The organism is Kitasatospora atroaurantiaca, from assembly GCF_007828955.1.
GTDB classification, from domain to species: Bacteria; Actinomycetota; Actinomycetes; order Streptomycetales; family Streptomycetaceae; genus Kitasatospora; species Kitasatospora atroaurantiaca.
The window spans coordinates 5,698,692-5,715,062 of record NZ_VIVR01000001.1; the positions used below are offsets into that span (position 1 = coordinate 5,698,692).

The 16,371-nt window shown below is 73.4% G+C and carries 18 protein-coding genes; 9 read left to right on the top strand and 9 right to left on the bottom strand.

Annotation, left to right across the window (positions count from 1 at the left end; translation table 11 throughout):
- Positions 1-42 precede the first annotated feature (42 nt).
- Positions 43-978, bottom strand: coding sequence for a M48 family metalloprotease (locus FB465_RS37575; RefSeq protein WP_145794254.1), 936 nt, complete (start codon positions 976-978; stop codon positions 43-45).
- Positions 975-1,346, bottom strand: coding sequence for a BlaI/MecI/CopY family transcriptional regulator (locus FB465_RS25740; RefSeq protein ID WP_145794256.1), 372 nt, complete (start codon positions 1,344-1,346; stop codon positions 975-977). Before FB465_RS25740 ends, FB465_RS37575 begins: the two co-directional genes overlap by 4 nt.
- Positions 1,347-1,458: 112 nt before the next feature.
- On the opposite strand from FB465_RS25740, the gene FB465_RS25745 reads away from it, so the two are divergent.
- From FB465_RS25745 to FB465_RS25785, 9 genes are all read left to right on the top strand, one after another.
- Complete coding sequence (locus FB465_RS25745) at positions 1,459-2,109, top strand: DedA family protein (RefSeq protein ID WP_246192836.1); 651 nt, start codon at positions 1,459-1,461, stop codon at positions 2,107-2,109.
- Entirely contained in the window at positions 2,106-2,750 is a 645-nt protein-coding gene (locus FB465_RS25750; RefSeq protein ID WP_145794260.1) for a phosphatase PAP2 family protein, read from the top strand. Before FB465_RS25745 ends, FB465_RS25750 begins: the two co-directional genes overlap by 4 nt.
- A gap of 105 nt (positions 2,751-2,855) precedes the next feature.
- Positions 2,856-3,368 carry a pyridoxamine 5'-phosphate oxidase family protein gene (locus tag FB465_RS25755; RefSeq protein WP_145794262.1) on the top strand — a complete coding sequence of 171 codons (513 nt, stop codon included), beginning with the start codon at positions 2,856-2,858 and terminating at the stop codon, positions 3,366-3,368.
- Between the two features lie 97 nt (positions 3,369-3,465).
- On the top strand, positions 3,466-4,587 hold the full coding sequence (locus FB465_RS25760) for a TIGR03364 family FAD-dependent oxidoreductase (protein ID WP_145794264.1): 1,122 nt from the start codon (positions 3,466-3,468) through the stop codon (positions 4,585-4,587).
- A 13-nt stretch (positions 4,588-4,600) separates the two neighbouring features.
- A complete protein-coding gene (locus tag FB465_RS25765) occupies positions 4,601-5,278 on the top strand; it encodes a phosphonatase-like hydrolase (protein WP_145794266.1) in 678 nt (225 codons plus the stop codon).
- Between the two features lie 121 nt (positions 5,279-5,399).
- The gene (locus FB465_RS35995; protein WP_170290689.1) at positions 5,400-6,344 is read left to right on the top strand and encodes an adhesin; all 945 of its coding nucleotides are present in this window, start codon (positions 5,400-5,402) and stop codon (positions 6,342-6,344) included.
- The gene (locus FB465_RS25775; protein ID WP_145794268.1) at positions 6,341-7,504 is read left to right on the top strand and encodes a hypothetical protein; all 1,164 of its coding nucleotides are present in this window, start codon (positions 6,341-6,343) and stop codon (positions 7,502-7,504) included. Before FB465_RS35995 ends, FB465_RS25775 begins: the two co-directional genes overlap by 4 nt.
- 35 nt (positions 7,505-7,539) lie before the next feature.
- Positions 7,540-7,893 (top strand): effector-associated constant component EACC1, encoded by a 354-nt coding sequence (locus tag FB465_RS25780; protein WP_145794270.1) that lies wholly within the window; start codon positions 7,540-7,542, stop codon positions 7,891-7,893.
- On the top strand, positions 7,890-8,972 hold the full coding sequence (locus FB465_RS25785; RefSeq protein WP_145794271.1) for a caspase, EACC1-associated type: 1,083 nt from the start codon (positions 7,890-7,892) through the stop codon (positions 8,970-8,972). Before FB465_RS25780 ends, FB465_RS25785 begins: the two co-directional genes overlap by 4 nt.
- 21 nt (positions 8,973-8,993) lie before the next feature.
- Here the strand turns inward: FB465_RS25785 and FB465_RS25790 are convergent, their stop codons facing one another.
- The 7 genes from FB465_RS25790 to FB465_RS25820 form a co-directional block, all read right to left on the bottom strand.
- Positions 8,994-10,940, bottom strand: a complete 1,947-nt coding sequence (locus FB465_RS25790; protein ID WP_145794273.1) for a phosphocholine-specific phospholipase C — start codon at positions 10,938-10,940, stop codon at positions 8,994-8,996.
- A 13-nt stretch (positions 10,941-10,953) separates the two neighbouring features.
- Positions 10,954-12,360, bottom strand: a complete 1,407-nt coding sequence (locus FB465_RS25795; protein WP_145794275.1) for an endonuclease/exonuclease/phosphatase family protein — start codon at positions 12,358-12,360, stop codon at positions 10,954-10,956.
- Positions 12,361-12,490: 130 nt separating this feature from the next.
- Entirely contained in the window at positions 12,491-12,811 is a 321-nt protein-coding gene (locus tag FB465_RS25800) for a DMT family transporter (RefSeq protein ID WP_145794277.1), read from the bottom strand.
- Between the two features lie 6 nt (positions 12,812-12,817).
- Positions 12,818-13,483 (bottom strand): HAD family hydrolase, encoded by a 666-nt coding sequence (locus FB465_RS25805; RefSeq protein WP_145794279.1) that lies wholly within the window; start codon positions 13,481-13,483, stop codon positions 12,818-12,820.
- Positions 13,484-13,507: 24 nt separating this feature from the next.
- Positions 13,508-14,578, bottom strand: coding sequence for an ABC transporter ATP-binding protein (locus tag FB465_RS25810; protein ID WP_145794281.1), 1,071 nt, complete (start codon positions 14,576-14,578; stop codon positions 13,508-13,510).
- A gap of 24 nt (positions 14,579-14,602) precedes the next feature.
- On the bottom strand, positions 14,603-15,427 hold the full coding sequence (locus FB465_RS25815) for an ABC transporter permease (RefSeq protein WP_211785854.1): 825 nt from the start codon (positions 15,425-15,427) through the stop codon (positions 14,603-14,605).
- A complete protein-coding gene (locus FB465_RS25820; RefSeq protein WP_211785855.1) occupies positions 15,415-16,365 on the bottom strand; it encodes an ABC transporter permease in 951 nt (316 codons plus the stop codon). The genes FB465_RS25815 and FB465_RS25820 overlap by 13 nt, the downstream gene beginning before the upstream one ends.
- Positions 16,366-16,371 lie beyond the last annotated feature (6 nt).

Genomic DNA, 16,371 nt, shown 5'->3' on the forward strand with positions numbered 1-16,371 from the left:
AACCCAGTTGCGTACGGTTCCCCGCGCCCCCGCGCATGGGCGTCAGCGGGCCTGCGCGGCCTCCACGGTGCGGTGCAGGTCGGTGGCGGCGTCCAGGGTGGCCGAGGCGGTCAGGGCCAGGCAGGCGGAGAGGGCCAGGGCCGCAGCCGTACGGCCTGCGGTGCGGCGGCGGGGCCGCGGCGCCAGCAGGGCGGCGACCCGGCGGGGAACGGGGCCGGTGTGGGCGGCGGGGGCGAGCAGGGGGCGGTCGGGCCGGGGCGTCCGGGCGGCGGCGAGCGCGGCGCGGCCGACCGCGCGGGCGGTCAGGGCGCGGTCGCCGGTGGCCCGGGCGGCGGTCTCGTCGGCCCAGCGTTCCAGGTGGTAGCCGAGCGGGGCGCGCAGCGGGCGCAGTGCGGGGTGCAGCACGGTGGCGTACTCGGCGGCGGCCAGGAAGAGGTGGTGGCGGCCGGTGAGGTGGGCCCGCTCGTGGGCGAGCAGTGCGGTGCGTTCGGGGCCGGTCAGGGCGCGCAGCATTCCGGCGGTGGCGACGATCCGGCCGGGGCGGCCGGGGAGGCCCGGCAGGGCGAAGGCGTCGGCGCGGTCGTCGTCCAGGACGGTGAGCGGCCCGGGGTGGGCGGTGTCCACCGCCGCGTGGGCCCGTCGCAGGTCGGTGAGCTGGCGGTGGCCGGCGCGCAGCACCAGCACGGCGGCGGTGAGCAGGGCCGGCACGGTCGCGGCGAGCAGGGCCGGCGAGGCGACGAGGGCGTCGGCGGGCAGCCAGTGCGGGGAGAGCCGGCCGAGGGCGGCCACGGCCGGGATCCGCAGCAGGCCGGTGAGGGTGAGCAGGGCGAGCGAGACCGCGGTCGCCCCGGCCAGGGTGGCGGCGGTGCCGGCCAGTATCCAGGCGGCGGTCCGCGGGGAGAGCGCCTCGGCGAGCCGCCGGGCGAGCGGGACGGCGAGGAAGGGGAGCAGCAGCGGGACCCAGACGGCGATGGTCATGTGGCCTCCCCGAGCAGTTCGCGCAGCACCCGCTCGTCCTCGGCGGAGAGGTCGGAGACGAAGCGGGCGAGCACGGTCGAGCGGTCCTGCCCGCGTTCCAGCTCGCTGCGCATCCGGCGGGCGGCCAGCCCGGCCTGGTCCTCGACGGTCGGGGTGTAGGCGAAGGCCCGGCCGGCCTTGGTGCGCTCGACCGTGCCCTTGTCGTGCAGGCGGGCCAGGATCGTCGCGATCGTCGTCCGGGCCAGACCGCCGCCGAGGGCCGCCTGGACGTCCTGCGGGGTCAGCGGCTCGCCCGCGGCCCAGAGCGCGGCGAGCACCTGGGCCTCCAGTTCCCCGGCGTGGCGGCGGGCCTGCGGTAGCTCCGGCATGTCGACGCGCCCTCCCGTTGTCGTCTACAGTCGCGTAGACCGTCTACGTCACTGTAGACGGTCGAGGTGTGCCCCGCAGGGCCGCCTCCAAAGTACGGGAGGTCCGCCAACCTTGCCCCAGTCATCCGCCCTGCTCGCGGTGAATGTGCTCGACGCCTCGTCGCTGCTCGCCGCCTTCGGCGCCCTCGGCATCGCCGTCGTCCTCTTCGCCGAGACCGGCCTGCTGGTGGGATTCTTCCTGCCCGGCGACTCGCTGCTGTTCACGGCAGGACTGCTGTGTGTGCCCGGCGCCACCTCCGGCCCGCACCTGCACCTCGCCCAGGTCCTCCCGGCCGCACTGGCCGGCGCGGTGCTCGGCGCCCAGGCCGGGTATCTCATCGGCCGGCGGGGCGGGCGCGCCCTGCTGCGGCGTACCCGGAACAAGGGCCTGCACCAGGGCGCTGAGCGGGCCGAGGAACTGCTCGCCAGGTACGGGTACGGCAGGGCGATCGTGCTGGCCCGCTTCATCCCGGTGGTGCGCACGGTGCTCAACCCGCTCTGCGGGGTGCTGGACGTGCCGGCCAGGACCTTCGCCCTCTGGCAGGTGATCGGCGGCGCGGTCTGGACGATCGGCGTGGTGCTGGCCGGATACGGGCTCGGCTCGTCCGTGCCCAACATCGACCGTTATCTCCTTCCGATCATTGGTCTGGTAGTAGTTGTCTCTGTGATCCCCATTGCTCTCGAATTGTTCCGGGCCCGCCGTGCCGGCGGTGATGCCAGGTGACCCCTGTGCCTCTCGCGTACGACGGCAGCGCCATCGACGGCGGCCTGTACACCCGGGTCGTCGGCTGGGCCGATGCCGCCCCGCACTGGCTGGACCAGCTGATCAAGGTCTGGTCGGCCCTCGGGCTCGGGCTCTTCGCGGTCTTCATGCTGTACGGCTGGTGGAAGGCGCGCGGGGCCGACTCGGTGGTGATGGCCCGGGTGCTGGCCTCGCCGCTGATCGTGGTCGCCGCCTATGTGATGAACTCCGCCCTGAAGGGCCTGGTGTCGGAGAACCGGCCGTGTCAGCAGCTGCCCGGCAGGATCACGCTGGAGGCCTGTCCGGCCACCGGCGACTGGTCCTTCCCGAGCAACCACGCGGTGATCGCCTTCGCCGCGGCGACCGCACTCTGGTTCGCCAATCGCACGCTCGGACGGATCGCCGGGATCGCGGCCGTGCTGATGGCCGCCTCGCGGGTGTGGGTCGGTGTGCACTACCCGCACGACGTGGCGGTCGGTGCGCTGGTCGGCATCCTGGTGTCGATCCCGCTCGCCCTCCTGGCCGCCCGCGCGGCGCCCCTGGTCGAGCGGGCGCGCAGCGGCTCGTTGGCGCCGTTCCTGGGCGCCGGACCGGCTGCCGCCATCGGGATGCAGAGCCGCTGATCGTCCCCTTGTGCGGCCTGCCGCGCGGGGAGAGCATGTGAGCCGGGCGAGGGAGTTCCCTCGCCCGGCTCTGCTGTACTCGCTCCATCGCGGAGGGATTGCCACATGCCGTACCGACTCGAGATCACCCAGGGTGACTGGCCCGCGGAGGAGTTCGGGAAGGGGGTCGAGGGCATCCTGGCCGAGAGCATGGTGCTCACCCTCGCCACCGCCGGACCCGAGCGCGGGCCGCACGCCAACCTCGCCTTCTTCGCCTACGACGGCGACCTGGTCCTGTACTTCGTCAGCGAGCGCTCCACCCGGCACAGCCTGCACCTCACCGAGGAGGCGAGAGCCGCGGCGACGGTCTTCCTGCCGCCGCCGGTGTTCGGCGAGCAGCTGCGCGGGGTGCAGCTGACGGGCAGTGCCGGCGAGGCCTGGGGCGTGCAGGCGGAGGCGGCCTTCGCCGCGTACCAGGGCCGGTACCCGAGCTTCGCCCAGGATCCGCAGGTGCGCGAGCAGTTCCTCACCGGCGGCGGTGCGGCGGCGCTGTACCGGTTCCAGGTGGAGGAGCTGACGGCGGTGGACGAGCCGCACTTCGGCCGGCGGAACTACCTGCGGGCGCGGGTGCTCAGGTAACGGCCCTCAGGTTGTATGTACAACTCTTGCGAGGCGGTTAATCTCCGCGCTGCCGTCCGGATGCCCTGAGGACACCTGGGCGCCCCAGCCTGGCCGCATGAGAGTCATCGTCGTAGGAGCGGGCGTGCTCGGCACCATGCACGCCTGGCAGGCCGTCGAGCGCGGCCATGAGGTCGTCCACCTGGAGCGCGAGACCGAGGCGCGCGGCGCCTCGGTGCGCAACTTCGGCCTGGTCTGGGTCAGCGGCCGGGCGGCCGGTGAGGAGTTGGAGACGGCGCTGCGCGCCCGGGAGCTCTGGGAGCGGATCGGCGAACGGGTGCCGGGCCTGCGCTTCCGGGGCAACGGCTCGCTCACCGTGGTCCGCACCGAGGCCGAACTCGCCGTCGCCGAAGAGGCGTTGACCCTGCCGGACGCGGCCGGACGCGGCTACCGCCTGCTGGACGCGGCCGAGACCCGGGCCGTCAACCCCGCCCTGCGCGGCGGTTACCTCGGCGCCCTGTGGTGCGAGCGGGACGCCGCCGTCGAGCCGCGGATCGCCCAGCCCGCGCTGCGCGCCGCACTGGAGGCGAGCGGCCGCTACACCTACCTGCCCGGGCGCGAGGTCCGCGACGTGGTCGGCTCGGCCGCCGTCCGTGACGACCACGGGCAGGTGCACACCGGCGATCTGGTCATCCTCTGCACCGGCGCCTGGCTCGGCGGCCTGGTACGGGAGTTGACGCCCGAGCTGCCCGTCCGCCGGGTGCGGCTGCAGATGATGCAGACCGACCCGCTGGACGAGCCGCTCACCACCTCCGTCGCCGACGGCGACAGCTTCCGCTACTACCCCGCCTTCGCGGGCAAGGCCCTGGACGAGCTGAAGGCCGTCCAGCCGCAGGGCGCCGTCGCCGCCGAGCACCGGATGCAGCTGCTGATGGTCCAGCGCCAGGACGGCGGGCTGACCATCGGCGACACCCACGAGTACGACCAGCCCTTCGGCTTCGACGTGGTCGAGGAGCCGTACGAGCATCTCGCCGCCGTGGCCGGGGAGTTGCTCGGCCGGCCGCTGCCGCGGATCCGCCGCCGCTGGGCCGGGGTGTACGCCCAGTGCACCGACACCACCCGCGTCGTCCACCGCGAGCAGGTCCGCGACGGCGTCTGGCTGGTCACCGGGCCCGGCGGGCGCGGTATGACCTGCTCCCCGGCGATCGCCGAGACCACCGCTCAACTCGTCAACCTGTAAGGGTGATTGAAAGATGACGACCGACATCCGCCTGGTCGTGCTCGACATGGCCGGTACCACCGTCGCCGACGACGGCCTGGTCGAGCGGGCCTTCCGGGCTGCCGCCGACGAGCTCGGCGTCGAGGCCGGCGACGCCGAGCACCAGCGCATGCTGGAGCACGTCCGCGCCACCATGGGCGAGTCCAAGATCTCCGTCTTCCGCCACCTCTTCGGTGCGGAGGACCGCGCCCAACGGGCCAACCTGGCCTTCGAGTCCGCGTACCACGACCTCGTCGACGCCGGGCACTGCAGTGCGCTGCCGGGCGCCGCCGAGGCGATCGAGCAGCTGCGCTCGGCGGGCCGGAAGGTGGTGCTCACCACCGGCTTCTCCCGCGCCACCCAGGACCGGATCCTGAAGGCCCTCGGCTGGGAGGAGATCGCCGACCTCACCCTCTGCCCGGCCGAGGCGGGCCGCGGCCGCCCGTACCCGGACATGGTGCTCACCGCGCTGCTGCGCACGCAGACCGACTCGGTGCGCCGGATCGCGGTGGCCGGGGACACCGGCTACGACATGCTCACCGGCACCCGGGCCGGTGCCTCCGTGGTCGCCGGCGTGCTGACCGGCGCCCACCGCGAGGAGCGTCTGCGCGCGGACGGCGCCACCCACGTCCTCGCCTCGGTCGCCGAGCTGCCCGCGCTGCTGGACGGCTGACGCCCGACCGGCCCGGCCCGTCGTACGTGCACGGCGGGCCGGGCCGCCGTTTGCCTGACACGGCGCGCACCTTGTGCGAACATGTCCCCCGCACCTGACGGTACATCAGCATGGGGGACGCGTGATCAACGGCAATGCACTGCCCATTCCCGGGTGGGACGGCGGTGACGGCAACAGCGCCTACCTGGACAAGACGCTGCGGCACGAGCCGGTCGAGACGGTGCTCGACGACCGGGTGAGCGGACGCACGGTGTTCCAGCTCTGGGCGCGGGCGGCGGTCCTCTCCTTCATCACCTTCGTGGTGTTCGTCATCCCCGGCGTGATCTCGCTGCTCAGCGACAATCCGTTCGACAGCTCGAGCAGCGGTGCGGGCGGTGGCGGTGCGGCCTTCTTCCTGCTGTCCGCGCCGTGGGCGGGCTTCCTGGTCTTCGTGATCGTGCTGCTCCTCTCCAAGCTCACCGAGCCGATCGCCGAGTGGCGGGTCCTGCTGCACGACCGGGACGACACCGCCTCCGCGTACTCCAAGATCCGCGAGGTGGTGGCGCAGCGCCGCTTCCCGGTCGGCTGGAGCGACAGCTGGACGGCCTCCGGTCCGGCCGACCGGGACGTCGCCATGCGGCTGGTGCTCAGCCAGGACGACTGCACCGCGCACATCTCGGTCTTCCGCTACGGCACCAGCCTCTACCTCGGCTGGCAGATGTGGCGGACCCGCAGCGGTGCCCGCCTGATCTGGCAGTACCTCTCCGACATCGTGGGCAGTGTGACCGGCAAGTCCGGGCTGCAGTGGGCGATGCAGCGCACCGCCAAGATCCGGGCGATGCGCGAGGCCGTGCACGCGGCCTGCCGCGAGGGGCTGATCGTGGCCATCGAGCGGGAGCAGGTGCCGCTCTCGGCCGGCTTCCCGGACGGGCGGCTGCCGCAGGTCGAGTTCGATAAGACCCTGCCGGCGACCCCGCCCGCGCCGCCCGCCCAGGTGCGGATTCCCGCGCCCCCGGCCGCTCCGCCGGCGCCGCCCGCTGCTCCGCCCGCCGCCCCGTCGCAGTGGCCGGCCCCCGAGCAGCGGTGACGGAGCCCGGGGTCCTGGTCGAGGAGACCGGGCACGGCGCGGTGGCCTGGGCCGGGCTCCGGCTCGCCCCGGCTCGGCGCCTGCGGGACCACCGCGGGTACGCCACCCTGCCGGAGGAGCAGCGCCGGGCCGAGGCCGCGGCCGCCGAGCTGGCCTGGCTGACGGCGCAGTGCCGACCGGGCACCGCCACCCGCTTCGAGCTGAGGTGCACCAGCGACGGCGGGCTGCTGCGCTGCGTCCTGCTCGCCCGGGCGGATGCCGCCACGCCCGGCGCCGCTGCGGAGACGGTGCAGCTGCTCCTGGAGCTGCTCGCGCGGCTCCCTGCCCATGTCCGAAGTGAGCCGATCGGCGACCCGGGTGAGCTGCGGGTCGAGCTGAACGCCCTGACCCCGGACGGCAGTCCGCCGGCCGTGGTGGACCTGCGGGAGATCCGGAAGCTGCTCGTCGGCTGGCCGATCGCCCGGCCGAACCCGGCCCGTCGGCACTCCGTCACGGCCGCGCCCTTCGGAGCGCCGACGGACAGGTCGTGGGAGCCCTTCTGGACGGCGCTGGCCCGGCAGCCGTCCGCCACCACCCTGTCCGTCTGCCTGCAGCCGACGCAGCTGCCCCCGGGCACCGACCTGGTGCTGCGGCAGTTCGCCGAGGCGTACGCGCAGCTGGCCATGCCCAGTGGCGGCAGCCCGCTGTGGGCGGGCGCCCGGCGGGGCGACCCTGCCGCCGAGGCCGGCCGGGACTTCTTCGACGACGCCGTCCGGCGCTACCTGGGCCCGAGTTACCGGATCAGGGTGACCCTGGCCGCCGCCGGCGCCCTCCCACCCGGCCTGGCCGAGCTTCTCGCGGACCAGCTCGGCGGTACGGCGGTACTCACCCCGGCGGACGCCGAGCGCGCCACCGCCTGGCAGAACCTGACCGGCCTCGGCCTTGCTCCGCTGCCCGAGACCTACCGCCAGCACGTGGACCCGGCGAGCTGGACCGAGATCGAGCAGGAGCTGGCCGGCCTCGCCGACCGCCACGAGGCGACGGCGGCGTTCCGCCTCCCGTACGAGATCGGAGGGCGCCCCGAGCTCTTCCTCCAACCGCCGTACGTCGCCGAGCCCGTGGCCGAGCCGGCGCCGGCCGGCGGCCGGGAGACCGCCGACCCAGGCCGCCCCCGCTACTGACCCCTTCCGACCCCGACCAGACAGGCCGATCCCCGATGTCACAGATCACCATCGAGTTCGACGGAGCCCAGGAGACCACCGACGAGGACGCCCGCGCCCTGCAGGGCTTCCTCAACCAGGACGACGAGCTGCGCGGCCAGGTCCGCAACCGGATCCGCCCGCCCGGGCCGGGTGAGCAGGGCGGCATCGCCGACGCCGTCGAGTACGCGGCCACCCTCGGGCCGCTGGTCGTCGAGCCGCTCTGCATCTGGCTGGCCGCCCGGCTGCGCAAGGGCAAGGTGGCCCTGGAGCTGCGGCGCCCGGACGGCACCGAGCTCAAGGTCTCGGCGGACGACGTGAACGACACCGCCGAACTGCTCGCGCAGGTGCAGAACTTCCTGGCCGAGTGAGGTACGCGCCCTGGCCCGCCCTGGTGCCCGACCGCCGGACCTCCTGGGCGGTCCTGGTCGCCGTCACCTCGTACGCGGACGCCGGTCTGCCGGATCTGCCCGAGGCCGAGGCGTCGATGGAGCTGCTGGCGGACCGGCTCACCGGCCCCGACGGCACCCTGTCTCCGGCGCGGACGGTCCGCCTGGTCGACCCGCAGTCGCCCGGCGAGGTCCTGGCGGCGCTGGCGGGAGCGGCGGCCTCGGCGGAGGGGATGCTCTGCTTCTACTACGTCGGCCACGGGGTGACCGGCGGCGACGGACGGCTGTACTTCGCGCTGCCGGGCACCGAGGGCGACCCCGCGCAGGTGCCGCGCACCTCGCTCTCGGCCGAGTCCGTGTTCGCCGCCATGGGCGGGCCGGCCGCGCACCGGGTCGCGCTGCTCGACTGCTGCTTCGCCGGGCTCGCACTGGACGCCCCGGCGGCGGCGAACGTGCACCTGCTCGCCGCCGCCGACCGCACCAGGAAGGCGCTGATCCCGGACAACGCCAAGGCCACCGGCTTCACGGGCGAGCTGCTCCGGCTGTTCCGGGACGGTGTGCCGGACGGGCCGGAGCACCTCGATCTGGCGCAGCTGCACCGGCGGCTCTCGGTCACGCTCGGCCGCGCACCCGTCGGGTCCAGGCCGCCCAACCCCGTGCAGCGGACGGTGGATTCGAGCGGCGAGCTGGCCCTGGCCCGCAACCCCGCGCACGGCACCGCCCTGACCCCGGCCGGGCTCCGGGCGCGGGCCGCCTTCGCCTACCAGGTCGCCGAGGTCAGGCACGTCAAGCAGCCCTGGCGGCCGGCCCAGGCGGCCGCGCTGCTGGCCGGGGTCGCCGAGGACGCGGGCCGGGCGCTCGGCCGGTATGACCGGGAGACCCTGCAACTGCGCCATGCCCACGCGTCGATGGCCGGTACCGCCCACGGACGCGAGGCCGCCCTCCAGCTGATGGAACCGCTGGAGGGCGACATGGCGGCGGCGCTTGCGCCCGACGACCCCTTGCTGCAGGCGCTCCGGGTCAGCCTGGCGCACTGGCGGGAATTGTCAGACAGGGCCTGAGGCTGAGGGCACCCCTCAGCCTCAGTGCACCGTCCCCGCGTAGCGCCGGGTGAACCGGGTGCCGGTGGCGGCGGTCACCGTGACGTCGTAACGTCCCTGGTCCAGCGGCCAGTTGAGGACGACCTGCTGGCCCGGGCCGACCCAGACGGTCTGCGCGGTGCTGGCGAAGTCGTTCGGGGCCGCCGTGAAGGAGACCTCCGTCCCGCCGTCGTTGGCCAGGGTCAGCGTCACGGTGCTGCCGCTCAGGGCGGCCGCCACGGAGGGCACCGCGACGTCGTCCTGGCCCGCCCGGACCACGCTGCCGGCGAAGCGCCGGACGAAGCCGTCCGGGCCGTGCACGGTGAAGTCGTACCGGCCGTCGGTGGCCGAGGCGTCCCAGGTGTAGGCCTTGGTGGCGCCGGGGGCGACGGTGTACGGGGTGCCCGCGAAGGCGTACACGATGTTCGGGTAGACCGTGTACGGGAACGCCACCGCACCGGAGTTGGCCATGGTGCAGGTCACCGCGCCGGTGCCGCGGTCCACCGCCACCTCGGCCCACGGCCGGTACGGCAGTCTGCGGTGCGGCCGCGCGCCCTGCTCCTGGACGGGCATCGCCTGAGTGCCCGTCGCGGGCAGGGCCACGGCGGGCAGGCCGGCCCCGGCGTCCGCCTTGGCCATCAGTGCGACGGTGTCGGGGAGCGCGGGGACCGAGTAGTCGGGCGCGGTGAAGTCGAAGCAGCTGGTCAGGTCGCCGCAGACGGCCCGGCGCCAGGCCGAGATGTTCGGCTCCTGGACGCCCGTCACCACCTCCAGGAAGCGGAGCACCGACGTGTGGTCGAACACCTGCGAGTTGACGTATCCGCCGCGCGACCAGGGCGAGGCGACCCAGAGCGGCACCCGGTTGCCCAGGCCGATCGCCCGGCCCTGGGTGTACTCCTCCGGGGTGCCCGGCTCGGGGGTGGGCGGGACGACGTGGTCGAAGTAGCCGTCGTTCTCGTCGTACATCACCAGGAAGACGGTGTGCTGCCAGACGGCCGGGTTGGACATCAGCGACTGGAGCGCCGTGTTGACCCAGTGCGCGCCGTAGTCCGGGCTGGCGCTGGGGTGTTCGCTGAACAGGTATGGCGCGACCAGCCACGAGACCGTCGGCAGGCTGCCGTCCTTGCAGTGCTGGTCGAAGGCGGTGGGGTCGAACTTGGTCATCGCGTTGATGTAACGCGGGTCGGTGGTAGGGAAGTTGTGGAACTGCTTGAAGTACGAGAGCGCGTTGTCGTCGTAGTCGCCGGTCCGGTCGTCCTTGCTGGGGTTGTGGTAGACGCGCCAGCTCACCCCGGCGCTCTGCAGCCGCTCGGCGTAGGTCGTCCAGTCGGCGACCGGGTTGTCGGTCACCGGGGTGTTGTCGATCCAGGGGCCGGTGGTGCCGTCCCGGCCCGGGCCGGCCGTGCCCGTCCAGAGGTAGAGCCGGTTCGGGTCGGTGGGGCCCGCCAGCGAGCAGAAGTACGCGTCGCAGAGTGTGAACGCGTCCGCCAGGGCGTACTGGTACGGGATGTCGGCCCGGGTGAAGTACCCCATGGCGCGCTCGCCCTTGGCGGGGATCCACTTGTTCATCGCGCCGTTGTTGATCGCCTGGTGGCCCGTCGCCCAGTCGTGCGCGAGGCCGCCGGCGTTCTGGGCGTTGTACTTGGTGGTGTCCATCCGGTACGGCAGCATCACACCGCCGTCGCTGCGGGCGGCGTCGGGCTGGCGGAAGACGTTGCCCCCGTCGGGGAACTGCAGCGCCTGCTTGTCCCCGAAGCCGCGGACGCCGTTCAGGGTGCCGAAGTAGTGGTCGAAGCTGCGGTTCTCCTGCATCAGGATCACCACGTGCTTGACGTCCGAGACGCTGCCGGAGGCGGTGGCGGCCCGGGCGACGGACGGGAGGCCGACGACGGCGGCCGCACCGGCTGCGGCGGTGGCCCCGACGAAGGTGCGGCGGCTGAGCTCAGTCATGGGTGCTGGCCTCTCAGAGCGTGAAGGTGGCGACGGCCGCGGCGGTGTCCGACGGCCACTCGTTGGCGGCGGTGGACGGGTCGGGCTGCGGCCAGCCGGTGGCCAGGGTGTGCGCCTCGACGAGGGTCAGCGGGCCGGCGTACTGGACCTGGTCGATCCGGTCCTGCGGCTCCGGCTTGGTGCCCCGCACCTTCCGGGTCGGCGACCAGGTGTTGCCCGGCGACGTCACCGGGTCGGGGTGGGCGCTGCGGTAGGCGTCGGTCAGCCCGGCGTCCTGTAGGGCCACGGTGACCGGCCAGTTGAGCGGCCGGCCGGTGGCCGCCGTCCAGTCCAGGTGGGAGGGGGAGACGAGGCCGGCGGCCAGGATCACCGGCGTGCCGCCCGCGATGTCCGCCTTCACGGCGGTGGCCAGCGCCTTGGCCTGCTGGCCACGGCTGGACGCCGCCTCGGCGGCCTCCACCTGAGCGGCGCTCTGGCCGTCCTGGATCGCGTACGGGCCGTAGTTGGCCTCGTCCAGATGGGCCGCCCACAGCCGGACGGTCCGGGCTCCCGGCAGCTGGAGGGTGACCCCGGCGGCGGGCAGCGAGGCGGTGGTGCCGGTGACGGCCGTGAGCGGGTAGCGGCTGAGGACGCCGACGCTGCCCGCGCTCTGGTAGGCGTACCAGCCGAGGGAGTTGGCCAGGGTCTGGGCGGCCGTCCCGGCGGTCTCCTGGAGGGCGACGACGTCCAGGCCCTGGGTGAGGATCACCCGCAGCTGCTTCTCCGGCCCGTCGGTGATGTGCGTCCCGGCGTCCCAGAGGTTCCAGGCCGCGACCTTGAGACGCAGCGGCCCGGCGGGGTCCTTGACCGGCACCTGCACCGTGAGGGTGTCCGTGGCGCCCGAGGCGTCCTTGGCTTCGACGGTCACGATGGCGGGGTGGGCGGGTGCGCTGCTCGGAGCCGTCCCCGTGACCGTGCCGGTCGAGCTGACGGAGAGCCAGGAGTCGCCGCCCGTCCGCCGGTAGGTCACCGCTCCGGACGCGCGCATCCAGAGCCCGCTCAGCTTGACGTTCACCGCCGCGCCCGGCGCGACGGGCGTCGCCGTGAGGGCGTCCACCGCGTAGTGCGGGCGGACGGGCGCGGGCTTGGGCTTGAAGCTGAACGGGGCGGTCTGCGCCAGGATGCCGTACCCGTCCTTGGCCAGCAGGTACGCGGTGTACGGGCCGCCGGTCAGCGCCGAGGTGTCGAGCAGGACGTCGCCGGAGCCGCCGGGGGTGTACTTCCACAGCAGCGAGGCGCCGTTGCCGGGCAGCCGGGTGCCGTCGTAGATCCCGACCCAGTTCTTCGTGTCGGGAGCGTTGGTGGTCCAGTGGAAGGTGAGCTTGTCACCTTCGGTCGGGCTGGTCGGCGTACTGAGTACGAGGGTGCTGCCGGTCGCCACGGAGATCCTGTCCGCCGCACCAACTGTGGTACGACTGGGTCGAGTTGGCTGTACAACTGACCCCATTGACTCTAAGTGCGGCGGACTTCGCGTGAACAGAGCATGACCAGTCATCGGAGGTCACAGGAAATCAGTGACTGCCCCGCAGGTTGAGGACCACGACACCGACGATGACCAGGGCGATCCCCAGCCACTGCGCCCGGCCCAGCTGCTCCCCGAAGGCGACCACGCCGATGGCGGCGACCGCCGCCGTGCCCGCGCCGGACCAGACCGCGTACGCCACCGAGACCGGGATCTGCTTCAGGGCCTGGCCGAGTAGCAGGAAGGAGAGCAGATAGCCGGCCCCCACCCCGATGCTCGGCCACAACCTGCTGAAGCCGTCGGTGAGTTTGAGGCAGCTGGTGGCGCAGACCTCGCTGACGATCGCGAGCGCGAGCAGGACGTAGGGCATGCCGCGTCAGACCGCCCGGGCGGCGCCGAGCTTCCCGAGCAGCGCGAGGTCGGCCTGCTCCAGGCTGGCCAGCAGCGTGACCCGGGGCCTGGCCTCGATCGGCACGGTGGACGGCACGGCCAGCACGGCGCAGCCGGCCGCGTGAGCGGACGCGACGCCGGTCGGGGTGTCCTCGACGGCCACGCAGGCGGCCGGGTCCAGGCCGAGCAGGTCGGCGGCGGCCAGGTAGGGGGCCGGGTCGGGCTTGGTGCGATCGGTGTCCTCGGCGGCCAGGGTGATGGTGAACCACTGGCTGCCGAGGCTGTCGAGGACCAGGTCGACCACCCGGCGCGGCGAGGCCGAGACCAGGGCGGTCGGTACGGCGGCCGCCTGGAGCTCGGCCAGCAGCGCGAGCGCGCCGGGCCTCGGCACGACCTCGGCGGCGACCTTGCTGCTGAACGACTCGTTGAGCAGCTCGACCAGTTCGGCCTCCGCCCGATCGGTGCGGCTGGCGCGGTGCAGGTGGGCGGCGGTGTGCTCGACCGCGCGGCCGAGCACCTCCGGCAGGTCGTCCTCGGTGAGCGTGAGGTGCAGGTCGGCAGCGAGCTCGGCGGCGGCCTGCCACCAGAGGTGCTCGGTGTCGACCAGGGTGCCGTCCATGTCGAACAGGACGGCGGCGGGAGAGTCAGGCATGGCGGTACCTTCGCGTCAGGGAGATCAGGCGGTGCGGCGGTCGACCAGCACCGGGCGGTCCGGCAGCGTGAGTTCGGCGCTGCTGCCGAGCGGCAGGGCGGCGGCGGCCTCGGTCGGCAGGTCGGCCTTGACCTCGGTACCGTCGGCCAACCGTACGGTGAGCCGGGTGACGCTGCCCAGGAAGGAGGCGGCGACCACCAGGGCGGGGCCGTGCTCGGCCGGGGTCAGGCCGACGTTCTCGGGCCGTACCAGGACCTGGAGTTCGCCCTCGGCGGGGATCGCACCGTCCACCGGGTGGCGGCGGCCGAGCACCTCGACGCCCTCACCCGAACGCACACAGGGGATCCGGCTCATGGTGCCGACGAACTCGGCGACGAAGGCGGTCGCGGGGCGCGCGTACAGCTCGGACGGCGTGGCGCACTGCTCCAGGGTGCCCGCGCGCAGCACGGCGACCCGGTCGGCCATCGACAGTGCCTCCTCCTGGTCGTGGGTCACGAACAGGGTGGTGATGCCGAGTTCCTGCTGCAGACGGCGGATCTCCTCACGCAGGGTGAGCCGGACCTTGGCGTCCAGCGCGGAGAGCGGCTCGTCGAGGAGCAGGACGCGCGGCTGCAGGGCCAGTGCGCGGGCCAGCGCGATGCGCTGCTGCTGGCCGCCGGACAGCTGGTGCGGGTACCGGTCGGCGTGCTGCGGCAGGCCGACCAGCTCCAGCAACTCCTGGGCGCGCCTGCGGCGTTCGGCCTTGCCGGTGCCGCGCATCCGCAGGCCGAAGGCGACGTTGTCGGCGGCCGTCAGGTGCGGGAAGAGGCTGTACGACTGGAAGACCATGCCCGCGTCCCGGCGGTGGGCCGGGATCCGGGTGATGTCCTCGCCGTCGACCAGGACCTGGCCGGAGTCATGAGTCTCGAAGCCGGCCAGGATCCGCAGAGCGGTGGTCTTGCCGCAGCCGGAGGGGCCGAGCAGGGCGAGCAACTCGCCCGGGCGGACGGTCAGGTCCAGGCCGTCCAGCGCGGTGGTGGCGCCGAACGAGCGGCGCAGCGAACGGAACTCGACGGTCGCGCCGACGGCGGTCTTCTCAAGAGTGGCGGTGCTCATGGGGGTTGTCTCCACGGGAGTGGCTCAGGAGTGGGCGGTCTTGTAACGGCGCTCGCGGCCGGCGGCGGCCAGCAGGAGGAGCAGGACCCAGGTGATCAGCAGGCTGAGCACCGACACCGCGACGGACATCTGGGCCTGGCTGTTGCCGACCGAGTAGATCCACACCGCGAAGGGCTGGTAGCCGAGGATCGAGGCGGCGGTGAACTCGCCGAGCACCAGCGCCAGGGTGAGGAAGGAGGCGTTGAGCAGCGCGCCGCGCAGGTTGGGCAGCACGACCGTGATCACCGCGCGCGGCCAGCTCGCCCCGCAGTTGCGGGCGGCCTCGACCAGCGTACGGACGTCCACCGCGCGCAACCCGGCATCCAGCGCCCGGTACGCGAGCGGCAGCGACATCAGCACGTACGCGAGGACCAGCACGATCGGGAACTTCGGGTCCTGGATGAACACGATGGTCTGGAAGAACGGCGTGTCCATCAGGTAGTCGGGCCCCCAGCGCAGCACGCCGATCAGCCCGGCGGTCAGCGCGACCGGCGGGACGACCAGCGGCAGGGTGCAGACCACCTCGAGCACCGGGCGGAGCCGGGGCGCGCCGAGCCGTACCGCGATCAGCGCGGGGACGAGCAGCAGCAGGAGCACCACCACGGTGACGGCGGCGAGTTCCAGCGTCAGGGTCAGGCTGTCCGTGAAGCCGGGGGCGCCGAGCAGGCCGGTGTAGGCCTCGAAGGTGAAGCCCTTGGGGTCGTCGATGCTGAAGTACACCGAGGCGCCCATGGGCAGCAGGAAGTAGGCCCCGGCCAGCAGCAGGACGACGCCGCGCCAGACACGGACGCGAGAGATCAGCTGAGCCATCGGGCACTCCGTCGCTGGAGGGGCAGGTAGACGGCCATCACGACCACGGCGACCACGATCATGTCGAGGCTCAGCGCCAGCGCCAGGTTGCCCTGGCCGACCAGCACGTTGCCGGAGAGCGCGTCGGCGATCGACCGGCTGATCAGCGGCACCGTGGCGCCGACCATGGCCGCGGCCGTGGCGTACGCGGCGAAGGCGCTGCCGAAGAGCAGCACGTACCCGCCGAGCAGCGAGGGGAAGAGGATCGGCAGCGCGACGTGCCGCCAGTACTGCAGCGTGGTGGCCCGGTTGTTGTGCGCGGCCTCGCGCCACTGCACCCGCAGGCCGTCCAGCGCCGGGGTGATGCTGAGCACCATCAGCGGGACGAGGAAGTACAGGTAGACGATGGTCAGCCCGGTGAAGGAGTACAGCGACCAGCCGTGGTCGGTGAGGTGGAACAGCTTGGTGATCTCACCGGCGTTGCCGAGCGTCGCCACGAAGGCGAAGGCGAGCGGCAGCCCGCCGAAGTTGGCCAGCACGCCGGAGGCGGAGAGCACGGCCTCACGGACGGCCCGGAACCGGGAGGTCACCACGGCCTGGGCGATCGGCAGGCCGAGCACGGTACCGATCAGCGCGGTGAGCGCGGAGAGCTTGACGCTGCTGAGCAGGGACGTCCAGTAGGCGCCCTGGACGGAGTCGGTCACGTTCTGCGTGGTGAACGTGCCGGCGCCGGTCTCGGCGTCGCTCGACAGGGTGAAGGCGCCGATGGCGATGGCGATGGCGGGCAGGCCGAAGCTGATCGCGAAGAAGGCGAACAGCGGAACGGTGGCCAGCCAGGAGCCGCCGCGCAGCTTGACCGTACGCCTGCGGGGGACGGGGGTAGCGGTGCCGGACGCCCCCGCGCCGCCACTGAGTTCAGTGGCGGCGGGGGTCGGCACCGGGGTGGGAGCCGTGGTCATGTCTGT